Origin of the sequence: Campylobacter sp. CNRCH_2007_0968H, assembly GCF_025773245.1 — a bacterium.
Classification (GTDB): Bacteria; Campylobacterota; Campylobacteria; order Campylobacterales; family Campylobacteraceae; genus Campylobacter_D; species Campylobacter_D lari_D.
Map to the genome: position 1 here is coordinate 21,959 of NZ_JAKMTQ010000002.1, position 26,798 is coordinate 48,756.

At 28.7% G+C, this 26,798-nt stretch carries 23 protein-coding genes and 1 pseudogene; 14 read left to right on the top strand and 10 right to left on the bottom strand.

What is annotated here, in order from left to right:
• Nucleotides 1–47: 47 nt before the first annotated feature.
• Nucleotides 48–1,562 (bottom strand): AAA family ATPase, encoded by a 1,515-nt coding sequence (locus tag L8Y18_RS01360; protein ID WP_263676116.1) that lies wholly within the window; start codon nt 1,560–1,562, stop codon nt 48–50.
• On the bottom strand, nt 1,562–2,392 hold the full coding sequence (locus tag L8Y18_RS01365; protein WP_263660276.1) for an NAD(+)/NADH kinase: 831 nt from the start codon (nt 2,390–2,392) through the stop codon (nt 1,562–1,564). Before L8Y18_RS01365 ends, L8Y18_RS01360 begins: the two co-directional genes overlap by 1 nt.
• An 85-nt stretch (nt 2,393–2,477) precedes the next feature.
• Here L8Y18_RS01365 and aspS point away from each other — a divergent pair, with 85 nt between their 5' ends.
• The 10 genes and pseudogenes from aspS to L8Y18_RS01415 all read left to right on the top strand — a co-directional run bounded on the left by aspS (nt 2,478) and on the right by L8Y18_RS01415 (nt 12,766).
• Nucleotides 2,478–4,229, top strand: a complete 1,752-nt coding sequence (gene aspS, locus L8Y18_RS01370; protein WP_263664865.1) for an aspartate--tRNA ligase — start codon at nt 2,478–2,480, stop codon at nt 4,227–4,229.
• Nucleotides 4,226–4,798, top strand: a complete 573-nt coding sequence (locus tag L8Y18_RS01375) for an adenylate kinase (RefSeq protein ID WP_220566653.1) — start codon at nt 4,226–4,228, stop codon at nt 4,796–4,798. Before aspS ends, L8Y18_RS01375 begins: the two co-directional genes overlap by 4 nt.
• 10 nt (nt 4,799–4,808) lie before the next feature.
• Nucleotides 4,809–5,327 (top strand): inorganic diphosphatase, encoded by a 519-nt coding sequence (ppa, locus tag L8Y18_RS01380; protein ID WP_263664866.1) that lies wholly within the window; start codon nt 4,809–4,811, stop codon nt 5,325–5,327.
• A 36-nt stretch (nt 5,328–5,363) separates the two neighbouring features.
• A complete protein-coding gene (locus tag L8Y18_RS01385; protein ID WP_263664867.1) occupies nt 5,364–6,401 on the top strand; it encodes a hypothetical protein in 1,038 nt (345 codons plus the stop codon).
• Nucleotides 6,402–6,475: 74 nt separating this feature from the next.
• Nucleotides 6,476–9,088, top strand: a complete 2,613-nt coding sequence (locus tag L8Y18_RS01390) for a valine--tRNA ligase (protein ID WP_263676118.1) — start codon at nt 6,476–6,478, stop codon at nt 9,086–9,088.
• Between the two features lie 3 nt (nt 9,089–9,091).
• On the top strand, nt 9,092–10,048 hold the full coding sequence (locus L8Y18_RS01395) for a methionine ABC transporter ATP-binding protein (protein ID WP_263664869.1): 957 nt from the start codon (nt 9,092–9,094) through the stop codon (nt 10,046–10,048).
• A 2-nt stretch (nt 10,049–10,050) separates the two neighbouring features.
• A pseudogene (locus tag L8Y18_RS01400) lies at nt 10,051–10,707 on the top strand (methionine ABC transporter permease); the annotation flags it as partial.
• Nucleotides 10,708–10,716: 9 nt separating this feature from the next.
• The gene (locus L8Y18_RS01405; RefSeq protein WP_263676120.1) at nt 10,717–11,700 is read left to right on the top strand and encodes a glycosyltransferase; all 984 of its coding nucleotides are present in this window, start codon (nt 10,717–10,719) and stop codon (nt 11,698–11,700) included.
• Nucleotides 11,701–11,716: 16 nt separating this feature from the next.
• Nucleotides 11,717–11,923 carry a hypothetical protein gene (locus tag L8Y18_RS01410; RefSeq protein ID WP_263664871.1) on the top strand — a complete coding sequence of 69 codons (207 nt, stop codon included), beginning with the start codon at nt 11,717–11,719 and terminating at the stop codon, nt 11,921–11,923.
• A 72-nt stretch (nt 11,924–11,995) separates the two neighbouring features.
• Nucleotides 11,996–12,766, top strand: a complete 771-nt coding sequence (locus L8Y18_RS01415; RefSeq protein ID WP_133319226.1) for a MetQ/NlpA family ABC transporter substrate-binding protein — start codon at nt 11,996–11,998, stop codon at nt 12,764–12,766.
• Nucleotides 12,767–12,797: 31 nt separating this feature from the next.
• Here the strand turns inward: L8Y18_RS01415 and L8Y18_RS01420 are convergent, their stop codons facing one another.
• Both L8Y18_RS01420 and pta read right to left on the bottom strand, forming a co-directional pair.
• On the bottom strand, nt 12,798–13,979 hold the full coding sequence (locus L8Y18_RS01420; protein ID WP_263670325.1) for an acetate kinase: 1,182 nt from the start codon (nt 13,977–13,979) through the stop codon (nt 12,798–12,800).
• An 8-nt stretch (nt 13,980–13,987) separates the two neighbouring features.
• Nucleotides 13,988–15,457: a phosphate acetyltransferase gene (gene pta, locus L8Y18_RS01425; RefSeq protein ID WP_318529911.1), complete on the bottom strand. Its 1,470-nt coding sequence runs from the start codon at nt 15,455–15,457 to the stop codon at nt 13,988–13,990.
• Between the two features lie 85 nt (nt 15,458–15,542).
• Between pta and flgH the strand changes: the two genes are divergently transcribed.
• Nucleotides 15,543–16,244, top strand: a complete 702-nt coding sequence (gene flgH, locus L8Y18_RS01430; RefSeq protein ID WP_133319229.1) for a flagellar basal body L-ring protein FlgH — start codon at nt 15,543–15,545, stop codon at nt 16,242–16,244.
• Nucleotides 16,245–16,255: 11 nt separating this feature from the next.
• Here flgH and L8Y18_RS01435 read toward each other — a convergent pair whose 3' ends face one another.
• Genes L8Y18_RS01435 through L8Y18_RS01460 form a run of 6 tightly spaced genes read right to left on the bottom strand, consistent with a single transcriptional unit; the run spans nt 16,256 to nt 22,074 of the window.
• Nucleotides 16,256–17,656: a Mur ligase family protein gene (locus L8Y18_RS01435; protein WP_263660270.1), complete on the bottom strand. Its 1,401-nt coding sequence runs from the start codon at nt 17,654–17,656 to the stop codon at nt 16,256–16,258.
• A complete protein-coding gene (locus tag L8Y18_RS01440; protein ID WP_263676121.1) occupies nt 17,649–18,392 on the bottom strand; it encodes an alpha/beta fold hydrolase in 744 nt (247 codons plus the stop codon). The genes L8Y18_RS01435 and L8Y18_RS01440 overlap by 8 nt, the downstream gene beginning before the upstream one ends.
• 2 nt (nt 18,393–18,394) lie before the next feature.
• Nucleotides 18,395–18,610: a type II toxin-antitoxin system Phd/YefM family antitoxin gene (locus L8Y18_RS01445; protein ID WP_087699049.1), complete on the bottom strand. Its 216-nt coding sequence runs from the start codon at nt 18,608–18,610 to the stop codon at nt 18,395–18,397.
• 2 nt (nt 18,611–18,612) lie between these two features.
• The gene (locus L8Y18_RS01450; RefSeq protein WP_263661296.1) at nt 18,613–19,653 is read right to left on the bottom strand and encodes a D-alanine--D-alanine ligase; all 1,041 of its coding nucleotides are present in this window, start codon (nt 19,651–19,653) and stop codon (nt 18,613–18,615) included.
• 16 nt (nt 19,654–19,669) lie between these two features.
• Nucleotides 19,670–20,221 (bottom strand): Holliday junction branch migration protein RuvA, encoded by a 552-nt coding sequence (gene ruvA / locus L8Y18_RS01455; protein ID WP_263676122.1) that lies wholly within the window; start codon nt 20,219–20,221, stop codon nt 19,670–19,672.
• The gene (locus L8Y18_RS01460) at nt 20,218–22,074 is read right to left on the bottom strand and encodes a FapA family protein (RefSeq protein ID WP_263676123.1); all 1,857 of its coding nucleotides are present in this window, start codon (nt 22,072–22,074) and stop codon (nt 20,218–20,220) included. The genes ruvA and L8Y18_RS01460 overlap by 4 nt, the downstream gene beginning before the upstream one ends.
• A gap of 124 nt (nt 22,075–22,198) precedes the next feature.
• Between L8Y18_RS01460 and murJ the strand changes: the two genes are divergently transcribed.
• The 3 genes from murJ to L8Y18_RS01475 are packed head-to-tail and all read left to right on the top strand — an operon-like array spanning nt 22,199 to nt 26,791.
• Nucleotides 22,199–23,653 carry a murein biosynthesis integral membrane protein MurJ gene (gene murJ, locus L8Y18_RS01465; protein ID WP_263676124.1) on the top strand — a complete coding sequence of 485 codons (1,455 nt, stop codon included), beginning with the start codon at nt 22,199–22,201 and terminating at the stop codon, nt 23,651–23,653.
• A complete protein-coding gene (gene cysS / locus L8Y18_RS01470; RefSeq protein WP_263676125.1) occupies nt 23,653–25,035 on the top strand; it encodes a cysteine--tRNA ligase in 1,383 nt (460 codons plus the stop codon). The genes murJ and cysS overlap by 1 nt, the downstream gene beginning before the upstream one ends.
• A complete protein-coding gene (locus L8Y18_RS01475) occupies nt 25,028–26,791 on the top strand; it encodes an ABC transporter ATP-binding protein (protein WP_263676126.1) in 1,764 nt (587 codons plus the stop codon). Before cysS ends, L8Y18_RS01475 begins: the two co-directional genes overlap by 8 nt.
• The last annotated feature ends 7 nt before the right edge of the window (nt 26,792–26,798 follow it).

Below are 26,798 nucleotides of genomic sequence, written 5' to 3' on the forward strand. Positions count from 1 at the left end.
TAATTTTAAAAAACTAATTATATCATATTGAAATTTACTTTTTGTTTTTAAAGCAAAGTTCTAGTAAATTCTAAAGCTTCTTGGGTAATATTTTCCCCGCTTACCATTCTAGCAAGTTCTTTTACTCTTTCTTCTTTTTCTATCTTTCTTACCTTACTTTCATTTCCTATTTTTTCTACTAGGAGGTGATTGCTTGCTTTTGATGAAAGCTGTGGTAAGTGTGAAATTGCAAAAATTTGATAAAACTTAGCAAGCTCTTTTAAAACTTCAGCTATACTCATTGCTTCTTTACCACTTAAATTTGCATCAATTTCATCTAAAAATATTATCCCGCTAGCTTTATTAGTAACATTACATTCAGTTGCGATAAAAGAAAGTCTTAAACGATTTATCTCACCTGAGCTTAAATTTTTCAAACTAGCTTCATTTATATTTAAATTCACTTCATCTTTACCTAAAATACTCAAAGCACAATCTTTAAGCTCTAATTTAATCTCTTTCATATAAAGTTTTTCAAGATAAAAATTAAGTAATTTCTCAAGCTCTTTTAATCTTTTTTTGCGCAAAGTACTTAATTTTTGGCTTTTCTCATCTAAAAGTATTTTAGCATTTTGCACTTTCTCTTCTAATTCTTTTTTTTCAAAACTTAAATTTTCATAATGAGCTAATTCTGCTTTTTTCTTCTCTAAAGCTTCTAAAGCTTCTTCTATACTTCCATATTTTGAAATCAAAGAAGAAAGTTTTTCTATCCTATCAAGCACTTCTTCTATATCAAAATCAAAATCATCAAAACTTTGATTTTCCCACACCACCCTTAGTTCATTTAAACACTCTGAAAAAAATGAACTATCAACATCACTAATTTGCAAAGCTTCAATCACTGCTGATTCTAATTCAAAAATTTTGCTTGCCCTGTTCCAAGCTGCATCAATTTTGTCTTTTTTAGAAAGCCTTTTTTTTAAACTCATCAACTCATCAAATTCGCCTATTTTTGGGTTGATACTTTGGATTTTTTGTATTTCAAAGCTTGTAAATTCTTTTAATTCTTCTACCTTTTTTTCTTCTTCTTGAATTTTTTCTAATTTAATTTTATTTTCTATATATTCTTTATAAACATTTTTATATTCATTTAAAAAATCTTTAAATTTCTTATCTTCTTTTGATTGCATAAAATCAAGTAAGTTTAAAAATCTTTCATTTGAAAACTCATTATTTTCCTTAGCTGAAAGATATTTTACAAATTTCTTAGAAAGTAAGGCTAAATTCTTTTTTGAAATAAGTTGATTATTGACAAAATAACGCGAGCTTTTATCTTTTAAAAGTTTAAATACATTTAATTCTTCATTTTCAATGCCAAACTCATCTAATTCAAGCTCATCGTTTAATAAAACTTCCACCATTTTAGCTTCACTCTCACTTAAAGCAAAAGCTGCCAAAATGGCCTTAAAAAGCACAGACTTTCCAGCACCACTTAAACCAGTAAAGACAGTAAGTCCCGCTTCTAAGTCTAATTTTGCTTGTTTAAAACCTAAATTTTCTTTGATTAAAATACTTTCTATCATCACTTACCCCAATTTAACTTTTCTTTTAAAACTTGGAAATAATCTCTATCTTTTTTATGTATAAAACTAAGTTCTTTCTTGCTAAGCCCTATAAGAATTCTATCATATTCTTTAGGATCAACCACTTCTTGCCCATCTAAATACAATAAACAATGCTCAACTTTTAATTCAAGCTCAAAACCATAAGGCAAAACTATAGGCCTTTGAGTTAGAGAATGAGAACAAACCGGAGTTAGAACAAAAATTTCACTCCAAGGATGTACTATAGGTCCACCTGCACTAATATTATAAGCAGTTGAACCACTTGAACTAGCTATGATTAAACCATCTCCATAATAAGCATTAAAAAGTTTATTTTCAAAAAAAACTTCCACATTTGCCATTAAAGCATTATCGCGAGAAAAAACCGCGTCATTAAAAGCAAATTTTTTAATGATTTTATTCTTTTTACAAAGCATTATTTGAAGCATTTTAGCTTTTTCTATTTTAAAATCATTTTTAAAAAACTCTTTAAAAAAACTTTCTACTTCATTAAAAGAAAAAGCAGTTAAAAAACCTAAATTTCCTGCATTTATCCCTAAAATAGGCTTTTTTGCTTGATAAGCTTGCCTACATAAAGACAAAAGCGTGCCGTCCCCACCTAGAGAAATTAAAAAATCTAATTTCTGTAAATCTTTAAGATTATTTTTTTTCTGATCTAATAACACAAGCTCTATATTTTTTTGCAAAAAAATTGTTTTTAAAAAAGCAATTTGCTCATTTAAATTTGTATTTAACCTGCAAAATAAGCCTACTTTTTGAATTTTTTCTATATTTATACATTTTTTCATAAAAAAATTATAACAAAACTTAGCTAAGCAAAAGAATAAAATACTATAATAACAAAATTGAACAAAATTAAGCTAAGGAAAAATTTTGAGAACTCATTATAATACAGAGCTTAACATACAAAATGTTGGCGAGGAAGTAACATTATGTGGTTGGGTAAATTCTTACCGTGATCATGGAGGTGTAATTTTTATCGATCTTAGAGATCGTAGCGGACTTATACAATTAGTATGTGATCCAGCAGATAATCAAGAAGCACATAATATAGCTTCATCAGTAAGAAATGAATATGTTTTAATAGCACAAGGAAAAATTCGCCCACGCGGTGAAGGACTTGTAAATCCAAAATTAAAAACCGGAGAAATAGAAGTTGTTATAAATAAACTTACTATTGAAAATGAAAGTGCTGTAGTACCTTTTGCTATAGGCGATGAAAGTGTAAATGAAGAATTAAGATTGAAATATAGATTTTTAGATTTAAGAAGCAAAAAACTTTATGATAATTTTGCTCTAAGATCAACTGCTTGTATAGCAACAAGAAATTCTTTAGCAAAAATGGGATTTTTAGAAGTTGAAACCCCTATTTTAACCAAAGCTACCCCAGAAGGCGCAAGGGATTATTTAGTACCATCACGCGTACATCAAGGTGAATTTTATGCCCTACCTCAAAGCCCTCAACTTTTCAAACAACTTTTAATGTGTTCAGGATTTGATAGATATTTTCAAATTGCAAAATGTTTTAGAGATGAGGATTTAAGAGCAGATCGTCAACCTGAATTTACTCAAATAGACATAGAAATGAGTTTTTGTGAGCAAAAAGATATCATAGCCATGGCAGAAAATTTACTTAAAGATATTTTCAAAGCTTGCGGAAAAGAAATTAGCATACCTTTTAGACAAATGAGTTATAAAGAAGCTATGGAAAATTATGGCTCTGATAAGCCTGATTTAAGATTTGATATGAAATTTATTGATGTGATTGATATTTTTGCAAAATCAAATAATGAAATTTTTGCAAATATTGCAAAAGACACGAAGAAAAATCGTATTAAAGCTTTAAGAGTTCCAAAAGGCGATACGATTTTTTCTAAACGCCAAATGCAAAGATTTGAAGAATTTGTGCGTAAATTTGGAGCAGCAGGGCTTGCATTTATACAAATGAAAGAAGATGGTCCTAAAGGCCCACTTTGTAAATTCTTTAGCGAAGAGGACTTAAATGCTTTAATCCAAAGATGTGAATTAGAAGTTGGTGATGTAGTATTTTTTGGTGCAGGGATTAAAAAAACTGTGCTTGATTATATGGGCAGATTTAGATTATTCCTTGCTGATGAAATGAAAATTATCGATGAGGATAAATTAGAATTCTTGTGGGTTATTGATTTTCCTATGTTTGAGCAAAATGATGATGGAAGCTATTCTGCAATGCACCATCCATTTACTATGCCAAAAAATATTGATGAGCAAGACTTAGAAGAAATTAATTCTATTGCACATGATGTAGTGTTAAATGGTATAGAATTAGGTGGCGGTAGTATAAGAATTCACAAAAGTCCTATCCAACAAAAAGTATTTAAGCTTTTAAATATTGATGAAGAAGAACAAAGAAAGAAATTTGGCTTCTTACTTGATGCATTAAGTTTTGGAGCACCACCACATGGTGGTATAGCAATAGGCCTTGATAGACTTATCATGCTTTTAACAAAATCTTCAAGTATTAGAGAAGTTATAGCATTTCCTAAAACACAAAGAGCGCAATGTCTTATGACTCAAGCTCCAAGCGAAGTAAGCAATGAACAAATGAGAGAACTAGGTATAAGATTAAGGGAGAATACTAAATGAAACAATTATTTTTAATCATAGGTGCACCAGGTAGTGGTAAAACAACCGATGCAAGCATCATAGCTACAGATGATGCGAGCATTACTCATTATTCTACAGGTGATTTGCTAAGAGCAGAAGTGGCTAGTGGAAGCGAACTTGGAAAGACTATTGATAGTTTTATTTCTAAAGGAAATTTGGTTCCTTTGGAAGTGGTAGTTAATACTATCATCACTGCTTTAAAAAATGCACCAACTAATACTATATTAATAGATGGTTATCCAAGAAGTGTTGAACAAATGCTTGAGTTTGATAAGGTATTAAAAAATCAAAGTGAAGTAATTTTAAAAGGTGTGATAGAAGTTAAAGTTAGCGAAGAAGTTGCTAGAGAAAGAGTTTTAGGGCGTGCTAGAGGTGCTGATGATAACGAAGAAGTTTTTAATAATAGAATGAAAGTTTATTTAGAACCTTTAGAAGAAATAACAAATTTTTATACTAAAGAAAATATCCACCATGTAATCAATGGTGAAAGAAGTATTGAAGCTATCGTAGCTGATATGAAAAATTTAATCAATGATTTATTAAAATAAAGGATAAAAAATGGATATTAGCAAAATCAAAGTTGGAGAAGTACCAAATAAACTTAATGCAGTTATTGAAATTCCTTATGGATCAAACATTAAATACGAACTTGACAAAGAAAGCGGAGCCATCATGGTTGATCGCGTGATGTATTCAGCTATGTTTTATCCAGCAAACTATGGTTTTATACCAAATACTCTTGCAGATGATGGCGATCCTATTGATATTTTAGTATTAAATGAATACCCTATCCAAGCAGGAGCTGTGATTCCTTGTCGTTTAATAGGGGTATTATTAATGGAAGATGAAAGCGGTATGGATGAAAAATTACTTGCTGTTCCTGTAAGTAAAATAGATCCAAGATATGGTAATATTAAATGTTTAGATGATTTACCAAAAGCAAGCCTAGATAAAATCAAAAATTTCTTTGAAACATATAAAATGCTTGAGCCAAACAAATGGGTAAAAGTAAAAGAATTTGCAGGTATTGAAAAAGCAAGTGAAATTTTAGAAAATTCTATTAAAAATTATAAATAATCAAAGTCCTTTTGAGGACTTCACAAAGGATAAAAAATGAAAAGTATTATTGCTTTTAGCATAGCTTTTGTGGTGCTAATAGGCGCTAGTATTGGTTTTTATATGTGGTATTTTGAAGATGATTCAAATACTTATGTATATGATTATAAAAAAAGTAGTTCTTATCAAAGCTACACTCCGCCAAGTACTCAATACAATCAAGAAAGAAATAATATAAGTGATAATACTTATTATCCATCACAACAAATAAATCCGGAGTCTTTAAAAGAAGAGACTCCGGTACAAAATAATCCTACCATAGATGAAAATACAAGCACTCAAGAAGTCGCGCCAACAACCCAAACAAATATAGCTGAAGTTTCTAAAAATGAAACTATTACTCCTAAAGTAGCCCAAGAAGAACAAAAAGTTCTCGTTGAAAACAACAAACAAACAAGTGTAAAAAAAGAAAAAACAACAAAATATAAAAATACTATGCAAGAATACATTGCAAAAGGTAAAACTAGCAGATATGAACCAAGATTAAGTAATGATTTTGTTAAAGTTTATGTATTGGATGGAAAAAGTTTAAGTGATTATAGGGTTGATATGTTAAAAGAAATGATTAATCCTGTTAAAATTAATTCTCAAGATTACAATTTAACTATTTTTATCGATATGCTTTCAAATGATAATATGAAACTAAGCATATATAATAAAGATATTGTTTTTGCTAAAAATAAGAAAAAATACAATTATGTAGATGTTAAAATTTCTGATTTAAAATTTTTATTTGAAAGAAATGGATATAGTGAATACAGCAATGAAAATCTACTTGAAAAAATCAATCAAAATCTAGCAAGAGAAGATATACTCAAAAGAGTTAAAATTCAAGGTTATGCAGACGATAGAGGTAGCACTTTTGCAAACTATATGATAGGATTAAATAGAGCAATGAATGTGGCTAAACATTTCTTTAGTTTTACTGAGGTTATAAAAATAGAATCTTTGGGAAAAGACACCTATCCTACTAAAGATAAGTCTGATTCTCAAAGAAAAAATAATCGTAAAGTAGAAATTAGTTTTTATAACTAATTTCTAAATTTCAAAACTTCTTTAACAATTTTAAGCTAACATAACAATTTATTTTCATTCTCAAGGTAGCAATTATGTATGATAAATCACTAGAAAAAGAATATTATAAAATTTGCGAAGAACGCGGATATTTTGAAATCAATGGTAATGAAAAAATTCAAGAAAAAGGTAAAAACTTTTGTATTATGATGCCACCACCTAATGTAACAGGTGTTTTGCATATAGGTCATGCTCTAACTTGTACTCTACAAGATATCACAACGCGTTATAAAAGAATGGATGGTTACAAAACTCTTTATCAGCCAGGACTTGATCATGCAGGGATTGCAACACAAAATGTTGTAGAAAAACAACTTTTAGCTCAAGGCATTAAAAAAGAAGAACTCGGTAGAGAAGAATTTGTAAAAAAGGTATGGGAATGGAAAGAGCAAAGCGGTGGTACCATAGTTAAGCAAATGCGAATTTTGGGTATCACTCCTGCTTGGAGTCGTTTGCGTTTTACTATGGATGAAGGTTTAGTAAATGCAGTAAAAAAAGCTTTTGTAGATCTTTATGATAAAAAGCTTATTTTGCGTGGAAATTACATGGTAAATTGGTGCACTCATGATGGAGCATTAAGCGATATAGAAGTAGAACACAAAGAAAATAAAGGAAAATTATATTACTTAAAATATTTCTTAGAAAATTCTCAAGAATATATCGTAGTAGCCACCACAAGACCAGAAACTTATTTTGGTGATAGCGCTGTGATGGTTAATCCAAACGATGAAAGATTTAAGCATTTAATAGGCAAAAATGTCATTTTACCTTTAATAGATAGAAAAATTCCTATTATTGCTGATGAGCATGTAGATATGGAATTTGGTACAGGCTTTGTGAAAGTAACCCCAGCACATGATCATAATGACTATGAAGTAGGCTTAAGACATAAACTTGAATTTATTACCATCTTTGATGAAAAAGGTATCTTAAATGAATATTGCTTGCATTTTAAAGGCTTAGAAAGATTAGAAGCAAGAGATATTATTATAAAAGAATTACAAGAAAAAGGTTTTGTTGAAAAAATAGAAGATTATACTAATCAAGTAGGATATTGCTATCGTTGTAAAAATGTGGTTGAGCCATATATTTCTAAACAATGGTTTGTAAAAAATGAAATCGCAAAAGAAAGTATAGAAAAAGTTAATTTTGGTGGAAGTAAATTCTACCCTGCACATTGGATTAATAGTTTTAATGCTTGGATGAGGGATTTAAAAGATTGGTGTATTTCAAGACAACTTTGGTGGGGTCATCAAATTCCTGTGTATTACTGTGAATGCTCTCATGAATGGGCAAGTGAAGAAACTCCAAGCCAATGCCCAAAATGCCAAAGCACTAATTTCAAACAAGATCCTGATGTTTTAGATACTTGGTTTTCTTCAGGTCTTTGGGCTATGAGTACTTTAGGTTGGGGTAATAAAGACTGGGGTAAAAATACACTTTGGCATGAAGATGATTTAAAAGACTTTTATCCAAATTCTTTATTAATCACTGGTTTTGATATTTTGTTTTTCTGGGTTGCTAGAATGATGTTTCAAAGCACTAATGCCTTAGGTGAACTTCCTTTTAAAGATATATATTTGCATGCTTTGGTTAAAGATGAACAAGGTAGAAAAATGAGTAAGTCTTTAGGTAATGTCATTGATCCTGTGCAAAGCGTGGATGAATATAGTGCTGATATCTTGCGTTTTACTCTTGCTCTTTTAGCTATCCAAGGTAGAGATATAAAGTTAAGCAATGACAAACTCATACAAGTTAGAAATTTTACCAACAAGCTTTATAATGCAAGTAAATTTTTACTCTTAAATGAAGAAAAATTTGAAGATTTAGATAAAAGCAAAATTCAAACTAACTTGGCAAAATACATGCTATCTCGTTTTGAAGTATGCGTAAAAGAAACAAGAGAAAATTTAGATAATTACCGCTTTAATGATGCGGCAAATACTTTGTATAGATTTTTCTGGGATGAATTTTGTGATTGGGGGATCGAGCTTAGTAAGGCTGAAAAATCAAGTATAAAAGAACTTGGAAGCATTTTTAAAGAAGCATTAAAGCTTTTAAATCCTTTTATGCCATTTATTAGTGAGTATTTATACCATGAGTTAAGTAAAACTTCTATCCAAACTCATGAATCTATAATGATTTCAAAATATCCTAAATTTAATTCTAGAGATGAAAAAATCGAAAAATTATTTAATATCATTATAGAAAGTATAGTAAGCTTACGTCGTGCAAAAACCCTAGTAGAACTTGCAAATGCAAAAATTCAAAAAGCTTGTATAAAATTAAACGATGAGAGTTTAATGGCTGAGTTAAAAAATTACACTAATTTCATCTCAACACTTGCAAAATGTGAAAACATCGAGTTTATCAATACAAATTTGGAAAAATCCATTAGAGATGTAAGCGAGAATTTAGAAGTATTTATACCAACTCAAGATCTTGATTTAAGCGGTGTTTTAAATAGACTTAATAGTCAAAAAACAAAACTTGAAAAAGAATTTAACAAGCTAGATGCTATGATGAAAAATGAAAAATTTATCTCTAATGCACCTGCTGCGGTTGTTGAGCAAAATAAAACTCAACTTGAAAATATTAAAGCTCAACTTGAAAAAATCAATGATGAAATTTCTAATTTAGAAGGCTAATAAGTGATAAAAATACAAAATCTTAAAAAACATTATGGCAAAGAATTAGTTATAAACGATGTTTCTTTAGAAGTTAAAGAAGGAGAAATTTATGCTCTTGTTGGACATAGCGGGGCAGGAAAATCAACTTTGCTAAGATGTATTAATGGTTTGGAAAATTATCAAAGCGGTAGTGTGGAAGTTTTTGGTAAAGAAATAGCTACTTTAAAAGAAAAAGAGTTAAGAGTATTTAGAAAAGATATAGGAATGATTTTTCAGCATTTTGCACTTATGAGTAGAAAAAATGTATTTGAAAATGTAGCTATGCCTTTAGAAATTCATAATTTTGACAAAAGTACAATTCAAAAAAGAGTTAATGAGCTTTTAGATCTTGTGGGACTTTTAGCCAAAAGCAAGGCATATCCAAATGAACTAAGTGGTGGGCAAAAACAAAGAGTAGCCATAGCCAGAGCCCTTGCTTTAAATCCTAAAATTTTACTAAGTGATGAAGCTACTTCTGCGCTTGATCCAAATACTACAAATAATATTTTAGAACTTATTGCCACAATCAATCAAGAATTTAACATCAGTGTAGTATTAGTAACTCATGAAATGGAAGCAGTAAAACAAATAGCACAAAAGGCTGTATTGCTAGAGCATGGACAAATTATAGGTCAAGGGAAAATCGAAGATTTATTCTTAAAACCAAGTGAAAAAATGCGTGAATTCTTAGGTGAGAGTGATTTTTTACCACAAAATGGAGTTAATGTGCGTTTATATTTTTGCAAAGAAAAAGCAAACCAAAGCATTATCACTCATATGGCTAGAAGTTTAAATATTGATTTTAATATAGTTTGGGGTAAGATAGAAAAACTAAACAACAATGCTTTAGGAAATTTGGTAATCAATATAGAAGCCAAAGATCAAGAAAGAGTTTTAAATTATTTACAAGAAAATGGCGTTATTTGGGAGCTTGTGTAATGAACTTAGAAACAATTTTAAGAAATTTTGAAAATATACTTTATCCGGCATTACTAGAAACTCTTTATATGAGTTTTACAGCCACTTTTTTAGCCTTTTTAATCGCGCTTATCCCTGCAATTGTACTTACTGTTACTGATAAAGGTGGCTTATGTGAAAATAAAAGCATTTATAGCGTGCTTGATTTTATTATCAATATTTTAAGATCTTTTCCATTTTTAGTACTTATTGTAGTTTTAAGTCCTTTTACAAAATATCTCATTGGTATTAGCATAGGAACAACTGCTACCATAGTACCACTTACCATAGGAATTGCGCCTTATTTAGCCAAAATGATAGAAAGTGCTTTTAAAGAAATTGATCCTGCTATCATTGAAGCAGCAAGATCTTATGGAGCTAGTAAAGCACAAATTATCTTTAAAGTTATGTTTAGCGAGGCTTTACCAAGTATTATTAATGGTATTACTTTAATTTTGATTATTGTTATTGGTTTTTCTGCTATGGCAGGAACTGTTGGTGGTGGTGGTTTGGGTGATGTGGCTATTCGCTATGGTTATGAGCGCTTTAGAACTGATATTATGATTCAAACTGTTGTGATTTTAATTATACTAGTGCAAATCATACAATTTATAGGAAATATTCTTTATAAAATCACCAAAAGATAAACAATGAAGCATAAACTTGGTATTTTACTAGCTGCGACTAAAAATTCAAGCTTTACCATAGGAACCTTGCTCATTAATATCATGGATGTTATGGGTGAAAAGGTAGATGTGTTTTACATTTTACATGATGGTTTTAGCTTGAACGATCAAAATATCATGCAAAAAATTGTTAAAAACAAAACAATTAAATTTATTCTTTTTACCCAAGAAGATTTTTTAACCACTCTTGATAAAAATCAAAACGATATTAATAATTTATTTTTCTTAAAAAGATGGACGCATATGACTTTTGCAAGATTTGAAGCTTTTAAGTTTTTAGATGAATGCGAAAGTATTATCTATCTTGATTTTGATGTTTTACTTTTAAAAAGTATAGATGAACTTAGTAAATTAAGAGCTAGAAAATATCATTTTGGTGTAAGATTAGGTAAAACTTTACTTCTTGAAAGCTTACCTACAAAAAAAGAGTATCATCAAAAACGTACATATTTAACTGGAATTTTAGTCTTTACCGATCTTATACCAAATCCTTTAAAATGCTATCAATTTATATATAAACATTTAAACGAAAACATTCATAATTTAAACGATCAAGGATTGTTTACACTACTAGCACTAGAATACAAATTTAAAATAAAAGATTTAAAAGATACTTATAATGGAAATATTGATTATAAAACTAACTTATCACAAAATGCTTCTATAACACATGCAGAAGGTAGCAATAATCGTTTTTGGAATAATATTTTATGCAATCAAACATGGCCTAAATGGCAAGAATACTATGAAAAATGGTTAAAATTTGGAGGAAGTAGATATTTAGATGGAATAAAAGCTACTAATACTCAAGCAAAAGCAAGAGTAAGATATCATTTATCATACAAACTAGGTTATGCCTTTATAGAGTGTGCTAAGAATAAGAAAAAAATTCCTTTTTTTACCTTTTACTCTACTAAAGATTTATTACAAACACACAAAACTAGCTAAACAATACCAAAAAGATTTGAAAACAAGACCTTACCTTAAACTTCCACCTTTATCAAGCTATGATGATTACAAAAGCGAAGGTATTAAAAATCAAAATACTTATTCTTATAAAATTGGAAAAGCCCTTATTAATGCTCAAAAAAGTTGGTATAAAGGTGGTTATATAAAATTTATAAAAGAACTTAAATGCTTTTCTAAAGAATATAAAAACAAACAAAAATAAAACTTTTCTCATCTTATTAATATTTTTACAATATAATCAAACATTTTAAAAAACTATAAAAAAGGAGTTAATATGAAATTGTTAAAATTGCTCGCTGTAAGCACAATTTTAGGTGCAAGTTTATTTGCTAATGAAGTTATCACTGTAGGTGCAACACCTGTTCCTCATGCTGAAATTTTAGAACAAACTAAAGATTTATTAAAAAAAGAAGGTTACACATTAGAAATTAAAGAATTTAATGACTATGTTTTACCAAATCTTAGTACAGATAGTAAAGAACTTGATGCGAATTTCTTCCAACACCAACCTTATTTGGATGAGTTTAATGCCAATAAAGGCACAAAATTAATTAGCGTTGCAAAAGTTCACATCGAACCAATGGCTGTTTATTCTAAAAAATATAAAAATATCCAAGATCTTCCACAAAATGCTACTATAGCTGTACCAAATGATCCGACAAATGAAAGCAGAGCTTTAGATATTATCGCTAGTACTAAACTAGTTAGTTTTAAAAATATCGCATTAAAAACTCCACTTGATATTAAAGATAATCCAAAAAATATCAAATTTAAAGAGTTAAAAGCAGCACAACTTCCAAGAGCTTTAGATGATGTTGATTTTGCAGTGATTAATTCAAACTATGCTTTATCGGCAAATTTAAATCCTGTAAAAGATTCTATTTTAATAGAAAGCAAAGAAAGTCCTTATGCAAACATCTTAGTAACTACTCAAGATAATAAAGATAATCCTAAAATCAAAGCTTTAATAAAGGCTTTGCAAAGTCAAAAAGTAAAAGATTTTATCAATGAAAAATACCAAGGTGCCGTAGTTCCTGCATTTTAAAACAAACCTTGAGTTTAAAACTCAAGGTTATTTATTTTTTAATAAGTTCTGTGGTAATTTTAGCTATTTCTAATTCTTCTTCTGTTGGAACAATTAAAATTTTAATTTTAGAGTCTTTTTTACTAATCTCACCATTTCTAAGTTGTGCATTTTTATCTAAATCTATATCAAATCCCAAATGCGCTAGTCTTTGACAAACTTTTGCTCTAACAATATTATCATTTTCTCCAATACCAGCTGTAAAAATCAACGCATCGACTCTAGGTAAAATCGCAAAATATGAGCCAATATATTTACTCAAACGATAACAAAACATATCAAGAGCAAGTCTTGCTTTTTCGTTATTTTCTTCAATTTGCGCTTCAATATCTCTAAAATCATTAAACCCACAAATTCCATAAACACCACTTTTTTTATTCATTATAGTATCTAAATCAGATGGATTTAAATTTAATTCTTTTGCTAAAAATGGCAATACAGCAGGATCAATATCACCACATCTAGTTCCCATAATCAAACCTTCTAGTGGAGTAAAACCCATAGAAGTATCTACGCATTTTCCATTTTCTATAGCACAAACACTCGCACCATTTCCAAGGTGAGCGCTAATTGCATTAAATTCATTAATATTTTTACCAAGTATATGTGCAGCTTGTTTACTTACATAAGAATGTGAAGTACCGTGAAAGCCGTATTTTCTAACTTGGTGTTTTTCATAAAACTCATAAGGCAAAGCATACATATAAGCATAATCAGGCATGCTTTGATGAAAAGCTGTGTCAAAAACTGTCACATTGGGAACTTTTGGAGCTGCTTTTATCATAGTTTTAATACCTATTAAATGTGCAGGATTATGTAAAGGTGCTATATGAGAAACCCTATCAATTTCTTTTAAAATTTCATCATCTACTAAACAATGTTTAGTTAAATTTGGACCTCCATGAACTATCCTATGTCCACACCCATCAAGCTCATTTAAATCATGTAAAATTCCACTTTGAGCAAATAATTCATTTACTAATTCAATACCTTGTTCATGATCTTTAATTGCTAATTCTTTTTGGTATTTTTGACCACTTTTTAGATCTTTTAGTTCTATTTTAGAGCTTTGCTCGCCTATTTTTTCCACTAAACCAGATGCTAGGGCTTCATCTTTTTCAAAAAGCTTAAATTTAATTGAAGATGAGCCTGAATTTAAAACTAATATTTTCATTTTTCTCCTTATTCTTGTGCTTGAATAGCACTTAAAATCACAGTATTAACAATATCTTCCACCAAGCAACCTCTACTTAAATCATTAATTGGCTTTTTAAGACCTTGTAAAATCGGGCCAATAGCTAAAGAATTTGCTGTTCTTTGTACTGCTTTATAGCAAATATTTGCCGCATTTAAATCAGGAAACACATATACATTTGCCTTTCCTGCTACTTTAGAATTTGGCATTTTACTTTTTGCTGTTAGCATATCATATGCTGCATCAAATTGTATAGGACCTTCTAGCTCAAGTTGAGGATATTTTTCTTTAGCTATTTTAGTAGCTTCTTTAATCGCATCCACGCTAGCTCCACTCCCACTATCTCCACTAGAATATGAAAGTAAAGCCACTTTAGGTTCAAGTCCAAAAGCCTTAGCACTATTTGCACTCACATAAGCAATTTCAGCAAGTTGTTCAGGGGTTGGATTTGGCATAACAGCGCAATCAGCAAAAACCAAAACCTTATCTTCTAAAGACATAAAAAACATACCAGAAACCAAACTCACATCAGGTTTTGTTTTGATAATTTGCAAAGCAGGACGAATAGTTTCAGCAGTAGTTGTACTTGCACCACTTACCATAGCATGGGCTTTTTGAGTATGTACAAGTAAAGTCGCAAAATAAGTTTTATCTTGCACGAGTTTTTTAGCTTCTTCTTTACTCATACCTTTACTTTTTCTAGCTTCATATAAAAGTTCTTCAAATTCTTCATTATATTGAGAATTTTTAGGATTTATAATACGCACACCATCGATATTGATATTTAAACTATTAGCTTTCGCACAAATTTCATTGCTATCACCTAGCAAAATCAAATCAACAATTTCATTTTGTATTAAAAATTCACTAGCTTTTAATACTCTTTCATCAAAACTTTCAGGTAAAACTACTATTTTTTTATCTGCTTTTGCTTTTTCAAAAAGCTCATAAGAAAATCTTGCCTGAGTTTTATAAGTATATTCTTGTAATAAATCTTGAGTAAAATCTTCATTTTCTTTTAACAAAACAAAGTCGCTAAGCTTTTGGCTTAGTAAAAAATTTAACATAGTATAATTTTCATCTTGACTTTTTGCATACAATGGAGTGTTTAGCTCTTTAGCTAAGGCTATATTTAAACTTAAATCCCCCATCAAGCCAAAATCATCTACTCCAACTACTATAGTAAAATCATTTTCTTTTTTTGTTTTCTCAAAATCTTCAATAATTTTTTTAAAAAAATCATTTAAATTTTGAGTGAATTTACCTTGATACTCATTTTTTTCAAAACTACTAAAAAAATCTATTTTAAGATTTCTTTTTGTGCAAAATGAAGTAATTTTTTCTTTATTTTTTTCACAAAAAACAGGAAAGTAAAAAGCTATTTTACCTCGTACCTTTTCTAAACACTGCTGCAAAAATTTTTCATCAATGCAGTTTAATAAAAACATAGATTTCATTTTTTCCTCTTTATTTAACAAAATAATTGTTTTTTATAATATAATTATTTTAAAATTCATCATAATAATATAAGGTTATAAAGCTATGAAATTTAAAAATGTTAATTTTTACTTGTTACCTTTTGTAATGTTTGGCTGTAGTGCCACAGTTGATCCACATATTAATATGAAACCACCTACTTATGTAGAAGAACTAGCTCCTAAGCAAAATCATAATACTCAAAGCAATCCTGGATCGCTGTTTGGTAAAGGAGATAACCCTTTATTTTCTGATAAAAAAGCAATGAATGTAAATGACTTGGTAACCGTAGTCATTAGAGAAAATGCTACACAAAATTCACAAGGCTCTAAATCTACAAGCAAAAACAACAATGTAAATTTAGGCGGTGGACAAATAACTACAGGTGCTGGACTTAGCAAAGTTAGAGATTTTGTTAATGACTATACAAATATAGGCTATACCACAGCAAGTACTTCACAATATCAAGGCACAGGAAGCCAAACTAGAAGTGAAAATTTCCAAACTACAATTTCTGCTAGAGTAATTAAGGTTTTATCTAATGGAAATTATTTTATAGAAGGAAGTCGTGAGCTTTTAATCAATGGAGAAAAACAAATCATTCAACTAAGTGGGGTTATAAGACCTTATGATATTTCTCAAGATAATATGATAGATAGTAAATATATAGCTGATGCAAAGATTCTTTATAAAACCGAAGGCGATATAGACAAATCTACACGCAAGCCTTGGGGGACAAAATTTATGGAGACCATTTGGCCTTTTTAAGCTAAATGGTTTTACATAAAACTTGGCGCATCATTGGAAAATAAAATCAAATCCCCATTTTGAGTTAATCTTGATAAAGTTTGCACAAGTTGAGATTTTTCTTTTAATACATAAAAATCTAATGTGATATGTTTTTGTAAAATCGCGCTATTAGCCTCTGAAGTAATAATCACAAAATCAAAACATTCATTAATAATTTTACATAATTTTATATTTTCTTCTTCATTAACTTCAACTATACCAGGAGTTACTAAAACTCTTCTTCCTTGATAGCTTTTACAAAGCTCATAGCTTTGACTCATACCCTTAAAATTTCCATTAAAGCCATCATCTATGATAAATTTAGGCTCTTTAGAAATCACTTGCAAGCGATGTTCTACTGCCTTTAAATTCGATACGCTTTTTGTAATATTTTCTATTTTAATTCCTAAATAATGTGCAAGCAAAATACACACGCTAATATTATAAGCATTAAAAGCACCTAGTAAATTTGCATGAAAGTCATAAATACTATCATCTAATCTTATTTTAAAATCCAATCCTTCCAAACTTGCCCTAACATCACTTAAATACTCATCATAAAATTCATTTTCATATAAGGTGCTTGAGTGTAAAAAGTATTTTTCTAAACGCTTGGATTTTAAAGCTTGCAACTTAGCTTTGCGGATATTATCTTGAGTTTTAAAATATTCCAAATGCGCCAAACCAATCTCACCTACTATGCAAATTTGAGGATTTAAAAACTCTGTAATTTCTAAAATATCATTTTGCTCTCTTGCACCAGCTTCTACGATATAAATTTCAGTATTATTTTCCAAATTTTCATTGATATCTTTTACTATACCCATAAAAGTATTAACACTTCTTGGAGTCTTATAGCACTTAAACTCATCTTTTAAAAGTTCGTATAAAAAATTTTTTATACTTGTTTTTCCAAAACTTGCAGTTATTAGAATGATTTTTAAATTTGGATTATCACAAATCTTTTTACTTGCTTTTTTTATAAAACTTTTCTGATTAATTTTTTCCACAAAAAAGCTTAATAAAAATGTAACTACTAAAGCTTCTAAACCTATCCAAAAAAATGGTATAAAAATCAAGCTAAAAAGTGACAAAAATAAAAAATAACGCTTAATCCTAGCAGTAAAAACTAGCTTTTTATCTAAATTTTTATATAAATATCCACCATATAGTAAAGATAGAGCAAAAACTATAAAATATAAATAAAAATTTCCACTATACAAAGAAAACACAAAAGCAAAATAAGGAATTATTAAAAAATACAAATGCCATAAGGGTTTGGAAAAGTGTAAAATTATGCGTGAAAATTTATAAGAGTACCATTGTAAGGCTAAAATCAGATAAAATCCAAGTAAAAAATTCAAACTTAAAAAAGCTATCATACTAATCATTTTTTAAAAATTCCTCATGTATTTTTTCATTTATAAAATCAGCATGTTTTAAAAAGAAAAAATGATCCCCATCTAATGCAAAAAATTTCCCTTTTTGTGCTAAAGAATGGATAATTGCTCCGCTTTTTAAAGGTGTAGCCTTATCTTCATTACCCCAAAAAATCAAAATAGGATTTTTAAGCTTTTGAAATTCATTTTCTAAATTTTCATTAACAACCTTTTTAAAGGTTTCATACATCACTTCATTCATGCCTTGAGCGTCTTTACTAATAAAAAATTTCCTCCAAAAATCCCCATAAGGGAGATTTTTTAAAATTTTAAACAAGGTTATTTTAAACTTCACTTTAAAACTTTTTGGTAAAACTACGCCTGCACTAGAAAGCAAAATCAAACCTTGAAAATTAGCATTTTGGCACATAATAGTCGCAACTTTTCCGCCAAAAGAATGCCCCATTAAATAATCTACTTTTTGCTCAATTGTAGTTAAAAAGTCTTCTACAACCTTTGCATAAGCATAAGAATCCATAGATGCATCTATACTTGAATTTCCAAAACCAGGTAAATCTAAATAAATTTGCTTAAAATCACTCAAAGGCTTTTCAAAAGCTTGTTTCATAAGCTCTTTATTAGCACCCCAACCATGTAAAACAAGAATTGTTTTTTCGCATTTTGGATTGATGATTTCATAACTTAAATTATAAAAATACCCATTAGAATATACTCTAGTTTTTGCCATTTCTAGCCTTTTTTATCTTTGTAAATCTTTTCTAAAAGCATCACAGCTTCATTTAAACGCTCATATTCTTCAAAGTTCAAAAGTACAGCTTCAAATTTATTGTTTTTTACAATCACCACTCTACCATTTTCACTTTTTTTTGTTTTTTCAAGCATAGTGCTGAAATTTCTTACCACTTCAGTTGCAGTATAAATTTCATCTTTGCTAAAAGTAGCCATGATTATAATTTACCTTTTTGTCCATTAATACTATGAATAAAAGCATAATCAATCTTAATTTGCTTTTCAAATTCTATATTTTTAGCTAGACTATTAATTACATTAGTAAAATCTTCAAATAAATAATTTGCTAAAGATCCTGGATTTGGATTGATCTCATTTAAATAAACCTCATCATCTATCACAAAAAAATCACAGCGAATCAAAGCTCCTTTAAATAAAGGATTATAAATTCTAGTAAAATTATCCCTTAATTTTTGTTTTAATTCTTCACTAATATTTGCTTCACTTACTTTAGAACTTTCTGAAAAACCTAAATATTTTTGTTCAAAATCTAAAATTTCATTTTTTCTAGGCTCTTCAATAATAGAAAATTCCATTTTTTCATCTATCATACAACCTGCTAAGTTATATTCTTTAATATTACTTACAAATTGTTCTATCACAATATCCTCATCAAATTCAAAAGCAACATCTTTGGCATACTTAAGCTCGCTTTCATCTTTAACTATGCTTATACCTATACTACTACCTAATCTTGCAGGCTTTAAAATACAAGGAAAGTCCAAAGATACATTTTGCTCTTTATGCAAATTTAAAACCTTATAATCAAGTGTTTTCACCCCTACGCTTTGTGCATAAAGTTTAGTTAAAACCTTATTAAAAGATAAAACACTAGCTTCTATGCGTGGACCTATGTATTTTATACCATAAAAATCAAGCAAAGCAGCTATTTTGCCATCTTCACCATCTTTTCCATGTATGATATTTATCGCTATATCAATGTCAAGTTTTTTCTCACCTAACATAGTTTTTATGAAAAACCCACCCTGCTTTAACACCAAGGCTTTTTCTTTTTTATAAGCACCGCTGCTAAAAGTTTTTGCATTCATTTTTTCTTCATCTATAAGAAAAAATTCCTTATTTTTATCACAAAATATAAATTTTTTTTGTGCTTTGAGTACTTTTTTTAATACCACAGCACTTACAATGCTAATTTCATGCTCATAAGAATTTGCACCAAAAATTACACCATATATCATTATATTTTTCCTTTTATTATGCTAATTTTTTCAAAGCCTCTTTAATAAGCTCACTAGTATTTTTACTCTCACAAGTTTTTAAAACCTTTAAAATATTTTCTTGTTTAAAACCAAGTGAAAGTAAAGCTGCCAAAGCTTGTGCTTGGTCTTGATTAGAATTTTCTATATTGATTTTTGTATCACTTAACTCAGCTATAATTCTTTTTGCACTCTTTGGACCAATACCAGGAACTTTTTTAAATACACTCTCATCGCCACTTTGCAAAGCTGCATAAAAAGTATTAGTATCTAAGCTTGAGCAAAGTGCCATAGCAGTAGTTGCTCCTATACCACTAATTTTGATTAATAATTCAAACATTCTTTGCTCATTTATATCTAAAAATCCATATAATTTATGAGAGTCTTCTTTGATAATTTGAGTGATTAAAAACTCAACCTTTTGATCTTTTTCAAAATTACTTGAGCAAAAAAGCGAAACAAAAACACCATAACTTACCCCACTTGAAGTTTTCAAAACTACAAAAGTAGGTTCTTTTTTACTCACTATTCCTTCAATTGCCACTATCATTTAGTTTCTTCCTTGTAATTGTTAATAGCACGAATTTCAAAAAGTTCCATCTCATTTTCTGTATTAATTTTTTGAAGCTCAAAACATTGAATTTTTTCTTCATCATGAGGATAATAGCTTAATTCTTTTCTAGGATTTAACAAAATGAATTTAATTTCATTTAAATCCATCCATTTTCCACTTTTATTAATAATCTTAGATTTTAAAAGTTTTTCTTGAATTTTCTTAAGCTTTTCCATATTTGCTTTTTCTTCTTCTTTTAAAGATTCTATTTTATTGGCAAAAATACTTAGATTTTCAATCTTTTGATTAAAATCTTTAATAGTAGCTTTATAAGCTTGCGGTATAGCTCTTTTTGCACTCATTAATTCTTTTACTTTTTGCTGTAAAATTCGTATGGAGTCTTTACTTATATTGATTGTGTGTTTAGTCTCTTCTATTTCTTTAGCTAAATTTTCTTGTTCTTTTTTCAATCCATCAACATGTATTAGTATCTCTTCTCCGCTTTTTTCTTCTCCAAAAGCTTTAAGATCTTGAATTATAAATTTATTTCCACTGCCTTGAATTTTTTCAACATGGATTAAACTTTTAGCACTACATAAACAATTTCCGCCGAGTTCTTGTATGTAAATTTCATCAGCAATAATCTCTCCACCCATAGCCTTTTTAATATTTACTTTTTTAGCCTTGATAGAGCCATTTTCCAAAGTTTCAGCAAAAACCTCCTCAGCCTCACAATATCCTCTTAAGATATTAACCTCAACCTTTTGTCCTATGATAGTGCTTTTATGATGCATATTGCCTTTAAGAATTATTTTTTTACCTCTTAAAACAGAATCTTGAGCCATATTACCAGTAACTTCTAATTCCTGAGCCTCAACAGTAATTCTAGGACCTATTGCATCTTCTAGAGTGTTTGTATTTTTAATCACAATAATAACTTGCTTATCAAAACCCGCCCAAATAGAACCTGTACTTTTAAAATCAACTTTACTAAATTCTAAATAATTTTCTATCTCATAAATGGATTTTCTTTGTATAATAAAACCATCTTTTTTAGCAATATATTTTATACTCTCATCATCTTCTTTAACTTCAAATTTATCAGAACAAACAACTTTTTCTTTATTTATTTTTGGTGGAAGTGCTTTTAAAATTTTAAATCTTAAATCCTTGCCATCGCTACCCTCTTTTGGCTTGATTCTCTCAATAGCCACCTCATCTTTTCCTATAGGTGCTACATAGTTTCTATTCATCACATCGTTGTGTTTTTTTAGATTTTCTAGATAGTGATATTGAATTTCTTCATTTGTAGGCTCTTGTGGATTAACTCCCTTACATACTTCAAATTCAACTTCAAAATCAAATTTTTGCTTCTCTTTAACCTTAGCATTAAAATCAATAATTTGCTTTTTAAAATCAAAAATTCTAAGCCCAAGCAAATATTTTTCTTTTATCATCGCTTTATAAATAGCCTCTAAAAGCTCTAGTGCTAATTTATCATGAAAAGCAATAGTTTCACTAGCTCTAACGCTAGCTTTTAATAAAGTACAAAGCTCATTAGTATATAAACTAACTTCAAAAGTTGAAATGCGTGCAAATTTTTTAAAATAAATTTCTATTTTATATTCTTGTTCTATATTTAATTCATGATTTAAAAATTTCTCATCTTCTTCAAAAATTTTCAACTCTTTTTCATTAACTTTTATCCATTCTTGATTATCATAAGTATAAGAAGTACTAAAACTTAACAACCTAAAATCAAGTTCATCAACTTCACATTTATTTTCAGAAGCAAATATTAAAAGCTCTCTATAAGGGTCTTTAGTGTATAAAATTTTCTTTTCTTCCATAGCTTAAGCTTCCTTATTATATATAAAATTTTGATTTTAGCAAAAATAAAATCAAAATTTAGTTAAAATTAGCTCTATTAAAAATTTTATAATACTCAAACTAATGTTTAAAGAATGAAAATTAATGAGAAAAAATATTGTTTTTAAAAATTTCATCATCAATGCCTTAGGAATTTTATTTTCTAGGATTATGGGCGTTTTAAGAGATATTGTTTTAGCTTTGTACTTAGGAGCTGGAATTTATAGCGATATTTTCTTTGTGGCTTTAAAAATGCCTGCTTTTTTTAGAAGAATTTTTGCAGAAGGGGCCTTTGGACAAGCTTTTTTACCAAGTTTTTTAAAAGCAAGCAAAAAAGGTGCTTTTTGTATAAATGTTTTATTGCAATTTAGTATAATTGTTTTTTTAACCTGTATTTTAGTGAGTTTTTTTGCTGAATTTTTTACAAAGATTTTTGCTTTTGGCTTTAATAAAGAAACAATTATCTTGGCTGCACCTTTGGTTTCTATTAATTTTTGGTATTTGTTTTTTATTTTTTTGGTAACTTTTTTAGGCTCTTTATTAAATTATAAGCAAAATTTTTTCATCACTTCTTTTTCTGCTTCATTTTTTAATCTTTTTGTTGTGATTGCAGGTTTTTTTGTCAATCAAGATGAGCCTTTAGAGGCCTTGTATTATTTTTCATATGCGACTGTCTTAAGTGGTTTAGCTCAACTTATATGGCATATTTTTGCTTTAAAAAACACTAGAATTTTAAAAAGTATGTATTTAAGCATAAAACTTAAAAAAACAAAGACCAATTTAGATAAATTTCATTCTACTTTTACCCATGGACTTTTAGGCTCTTCGGCAAATCAAATTAGTTCATTATTAGATACTACTATAGCTAGTTTTTTAATGTCTGGAAGTATTTCGTATTTGTATTATTCTAACAGAGTTTTTCAGCTTCCTTTAGCTCTTTTTGCAATCGCTCTAAGTCAAGTAAGCTTTCCAAAAATACTAAGACATTTAAAAGCAAATGAAGAACAAAAAGCCTTAGCTTTTATGCAAAAAGCTTTTGAATATTTAAGTGTGCTTTTGATTTTAGCTAGTATAGTAGGGATTATTTTAGCTAAAGAAATTGTGGAGTTTTTATTTCAAAGAGGAAATTTTAATCAAGAAGATACAAAAATCACTGCATTTTTATTACAAGCTTATCTTTTAGGACTTTTACCTTTTGGTTTACAAAAACTTTTCTCTTTATGGCTTTATGCTAAATTTAAACAAAAAATAGCCGCTATAATAGCCTTTAAAACACTTTTTATTTCAGCATTTTTTAGCATAGTGATTATTTTACTTATCAAAGAAGAAGCTTATAAGAGCTTAGGCATTGCATTAGCTTCATCTATTAGTGCTTTTTATTTATTATATGCTAATATTAAAGAATTTGGCTTTAAAAATCTTTGGGGTATTTTTAGGGTTAAATTTTGGCTTATTAGTATAGTATTTTTAAGTTTATTTGCTCTAGGCTTATTTGAAATTAAAGATATTTTAATACAATTTTTAATTGGAATTTATCATTTTTTTAAAGGTTTATTTTAATGGTTTTTTTTGATAGTGTTTTAAAGAAAAAATGCGAATTTATCCCAAATGAGGCAAAAAAAGCAAACATTTATCTATGCGGGCCTACTGTATATGATGATGCACATTTAGGACATGCAAGAAGTAGTGTTTGTTTTGATTTTTTAAGAAGAGTTTTACTAGCAAGTAATTATGAAGTGATTTTTGCTAGAAATTACACTGATATTGATGATAAAATTTTAAAAAAAATGCAAGAAAGTGGTAAAAGTTTAGAAGAAATTACAAATTTTTATATTAAAAGATATGAAGAAGATATGCAAGCGCTTAATATCTTAGAACCTGATTTTAAACCAAAGGCTACAGCTTATATTGAGCAAATGATTATATATATAGAAAAACTTTTAGAATTAAACCTAGCTTATAAACTTGAAGATGGAATTTATTTTGATACCAGCAAAGATGATAAATACTTTTATATCTCTAAAAGAAATTTAGAAGATAATCAATCACGCTTAGAAGAAAGTGTAGCCAAAAAAAATGATAGCGATTTTGTTTTATGGAAATTTGATGAAAAATTTTATCCTGCAAGTTTTGGTAAAGGAAGACCAGGTTGGCACACAGAATGCGTTGTGATGATAGAAAGTATTTTTAAAGATAAACTTGATATTCATGCAGGAGGCATAGATTTACTTTTTCCTCACCATGAAAATGAAGCTTGTCAATGTCGTTGTAAAAACAATCATGAGCTAGCTAATTTTTGGCTGCATAATGGCTTTGTGCAAATTAATGGTGAAAAAATGAGCAAAAGCTTGGGAAATAGCTTTTTTCTAAAAGATTCTTTAAAACTTTTTAGTGGAGAGGTTTTGAGATTTTATCTTTTAAGTGTGCATTATAGAGCGCATTTTAACTACGCTTTAGAAGACTTACAAGCTGCTAAAAAAAGACTTGATAAATTTTACCGTTTAAAAAAACGCTTAAATTTAAATGCTTTTATAGATGAAAAAACTACCATAGAAAGCGAAGTAACTAAAAATATCTTAGAAGTTTTAAATGATGATTTAAATGCCTCTAAAGCCTTGGCTTTACTTGATGAGTTTATCAATGAAAGTAATATTTACTTAGATCAAAACCTAAAAGACAAAGCTTATAAAATACAATTAGAAAAAAACTTAAAAGAACTTGCTTTTATTTTTGGTATAGGTTTTATGGATACTATAAAATATTTTCAATTTGGCATTAGTGAAGAAAAATGTCAAGAAATAGAAGAAAAAATCGCTCTACGCAATAAGGCAAAGCAAGAAAAAAACTATGCCTTAGCAGATCAAATTCGTGATGAGTTAGCTAAAGAAAATATTCTTTTAATGGATACACCAAATGGTGTAGTATGGGAGAAAAATGGATAAAAATTACAAAGAAATGAAACTTAAAGAAGTTTTTACTCGCTTTAAGCCTTATTATAAAGATTATTGGTTTTATTTTGTCTTAGCTATTATTGGCATGCTTTTAACTAGTGGTGGCACAGCAGCTAGTGCATACATCATAGAGCCTATTTTAAATAAAATTTTTATAGAAAAAAATGTTGATTTGCTTTATTACATGCCTTTACTTGTTGTTTTAATTTATGCTTTAAAAAATCTTGGTGCTTATATGCAAGTTTATTATATATCTTATGTTGGGACAGATATTTTAAGAAGATTAAGAGAATTAGTTCTTGGCAATCTTTTGCGCTTAGATATGAGTTTTTTTCATAAATACAGAAGTGGAGAATTAATCAGCAGATGTACTTCTGATATTGGAGCTTTACAAAATATAGTTTCTACTATAATACCTGAAATTTTAAGAGAAAGTTTAACCGCGATTGGACTTTTAAGTGTGGTAATTTATCAAAGTCCAAAACTTGCTTTTTTTGCTTTAGTTATTTTACCTTTAGCAATTTACCCTCTTGCTATTTTTGCTAAAAAAATCAAAAAAATAGGACGCAATACTCAAGAAAAAAATTCTGATCTTACTTCAAGATTAAGTGAAATCTTTTCTAATATAGAACTTATTAAAGCTTCTAATGCAGGTAAAAATGAAATGCAAAAATTCAGCCAAACTAATAGCGAAGTTTGCAAACTTTCCTTAAAAGGCATTAGAATTGAAGCTTTAAGTAGCCCTTTAATGGAATCTATGGGTTCAATTGGCTTTGCAATAGTAATTATAATAGGTGGTAAAGAAGTAATTGATGGAAGTTTAAGCATAGGTTCTTTTTTTAGCTTTACTACAGCTTTATTTATGGCTTATACTCCTATTAAAAGACTTTCTTCACTTTATACAAGATTGCAAAATGCAGTAGCAGCTAGTGAGAGAACTTTTTATCTAACTGATTTAGAACCACAAATTAAAGGTGGCGATGAAAAACTTGCAGAAAACATCCAAAATATTCATTTTAAAAATGTCTCTTTAAGCTATCAAAAAGATAAAATAGTATTAAAAGATGTAAATTTTTCTTTTGATAAAGGAGAAATTCTAGCCTTAGTTGGATCAAGTGGTGGAGGAAAATCTTCTATTATCAATCTTTTGATGTATTTTTTTGAAAAAGATAGTGGTGAGATTTTAATCAATCAAAAAGACATTAGCTCTTTTGATATTATTAGTTTAAGAGAAAATATTTCTTTGGTAACTCAAAATATTTATATATTTAATGACACTATAGCTCAAAATATTGCTTATGCTAAAGAATATAACGAAACACGCGTGATAGAGGTTTTAAAACAAGCTAATGCTTATGATTTTGTCCAAGAACTTGGTGGTATACATACTGAATTAAAAGAACATGGAAAAAATCTCTCCGGCGGACAAAAACAACGCATTGCTATAGCAAGAGCTTTATATAAAAATCCTCAAATTTTAATTTTTGATGAAGCAACTTCAGCACTTGATAATGAAAGTGAAAAAGCCATAGTAAGAACTATAGAAAGCTTAAAAAAAGATCGCTTAATACTCATCATCGCTCATAGGCTTAGCACTATAGAAAATGCTGACAAAATTGCTGTGCTTGATAAAGGAAAAATAGCTTCTATAGGAAATGATGCTTATTTGATGCGACATTGTGAAATTTATCAAAAATTAAAACAAAAAGTACAAAAAACTGATAAAGTTAAAGAAAATGAAAACTAAGAATTAT

Coding starts and splice junctions, on each gene's coding strand:
- L8Y18_RS01360 (WP_263676116.1), bottom strand. CDS start 1,562: ATGATAGAAAGTATTTTAATCAAAGAAAATTTAGGTTTTAAACAAGCA.
- L8Y18_RS01365 (WP_263660276.1), bottom strand. CDS start 2,392: ATGAAAAAATGTATAAATATAGAAAAAATTCAAAAAGTAGGCTTATTT.
- L8Y18_RS01375 (WP_220566653.1), top strand. CDS start 4,226: ATGAAACAATTATTTTTAATCATAGGTGCACCAGGTAGTGGTAAAACA.
- ppa (WP_263664866.1), top strand. CDS start 4,809: ATGGATATTAGCAAAATCAAAGTTGGAGAAGTACCAAATAAACTTAAT.
- L8Y18_RS01385 (WP_263664867.1), top strand. CDS start 5,364: ATGAAAAGTATTATTGCTTTTAGCATAGCTTTTGTGGTGCTAATAGGC.
- L8Y18_RS01390 (WP_263676118.1), top strand. CDS start 6,476: ATGTATGATAAATCACTAGAAAAAGAATATTATAAAATTTGCGAAGAA.
- L8Y18_RS01405 (WP_263676120.1), top strand. CDS start 10,717: ATGAAGCATAAACTTGGTATTTTACTAGCTGCGACTAAAAATTCAAGC.
- L8Y18_RS01415 (WP_133319226.1), top strand. CDS start 11,996: ATGAAATTGTTAAAATTGCTCGCTGTAAGCACAATTTTAGGTGCAAGT.
- L8Y18_RS01420 (WP_263670325.1), bottom strand. CDS start 13,979: ATGAAAATATTAGTTTTAAATTCAGGCTCATCTTCAATTAAATTTAAG.
- pta (WP_318529911.1), bottom strand. CDS start 15,457: ATGAAATCTATGTTTTTATTAAACTGCATTGATGAAAAATTTTTGCAG.
- flgH (WP_133319229.1), top strand. CDS start 15,543: ATGAAATTTAAAAATGTTAATTTTTACTTGTTACCTTTTGTAATGTTT.
- L8Y18_RS01435 (WP_263660270.1), bottom strand. CDS start 17,656: ATGATTAGTATGATAGCTTTTTTAAGTTTGAATTTTTTACTTGGATTT.
- L8Y18_RS01440 (WP_263676121.1), bottom strand. CDS start 18,392: ATGGCAAAAACTAGAGTATATTCTAATGGGTATTTTTATAATTTAAGT.
- L8Y18_RS01445 (WP_087699049.1), bottom strand. CDS start 18,610: ATGGCTACTTTTAGCAAAGATGAAATTTATACTGCAACTGAAGTGGTA.
- L8Y18_RS01450 (WP_263661296.1), bottom strand. CDS start 19,653: ATGATATATGGTGTAATTTTTGGTGCAAATTCTTATGAGCATGAAATT.
- ruvA (WP_263676122.1), bottom strand. CDS start 20,221: ATGATAGTGGCAATTGAAGGAATAGTGAGTAAAAAAGAACCTACTTTT.
- L8Y18_RS01460 (WP_263676123.1), bottom strand. CDS start 22,074: ATGGAAGAAAAGAAAATTTTATACACTAAAGACCCTTATAGAGAGCTT.
- murJ (WP_263676124.1), top strand. CDS start 22,199: ATGAGAAAAAATATTGTTTTTAAAAATTTCATCATCAATGCCTTAGGA.
- cysS (WP_263676125.1), top strand. CDS start 23,653: ATGGTTTTTTTTGATAGTGTTTTAAAGAAAAAATGCGAATTTATCCCA.
- L8Y18_RS01475 (WP_263676126.1), top strand. CDS start 25,028: ATGGATAAAAATTACAAAGAAATGAAACTTAAAGAAGTTTTTACTCGC.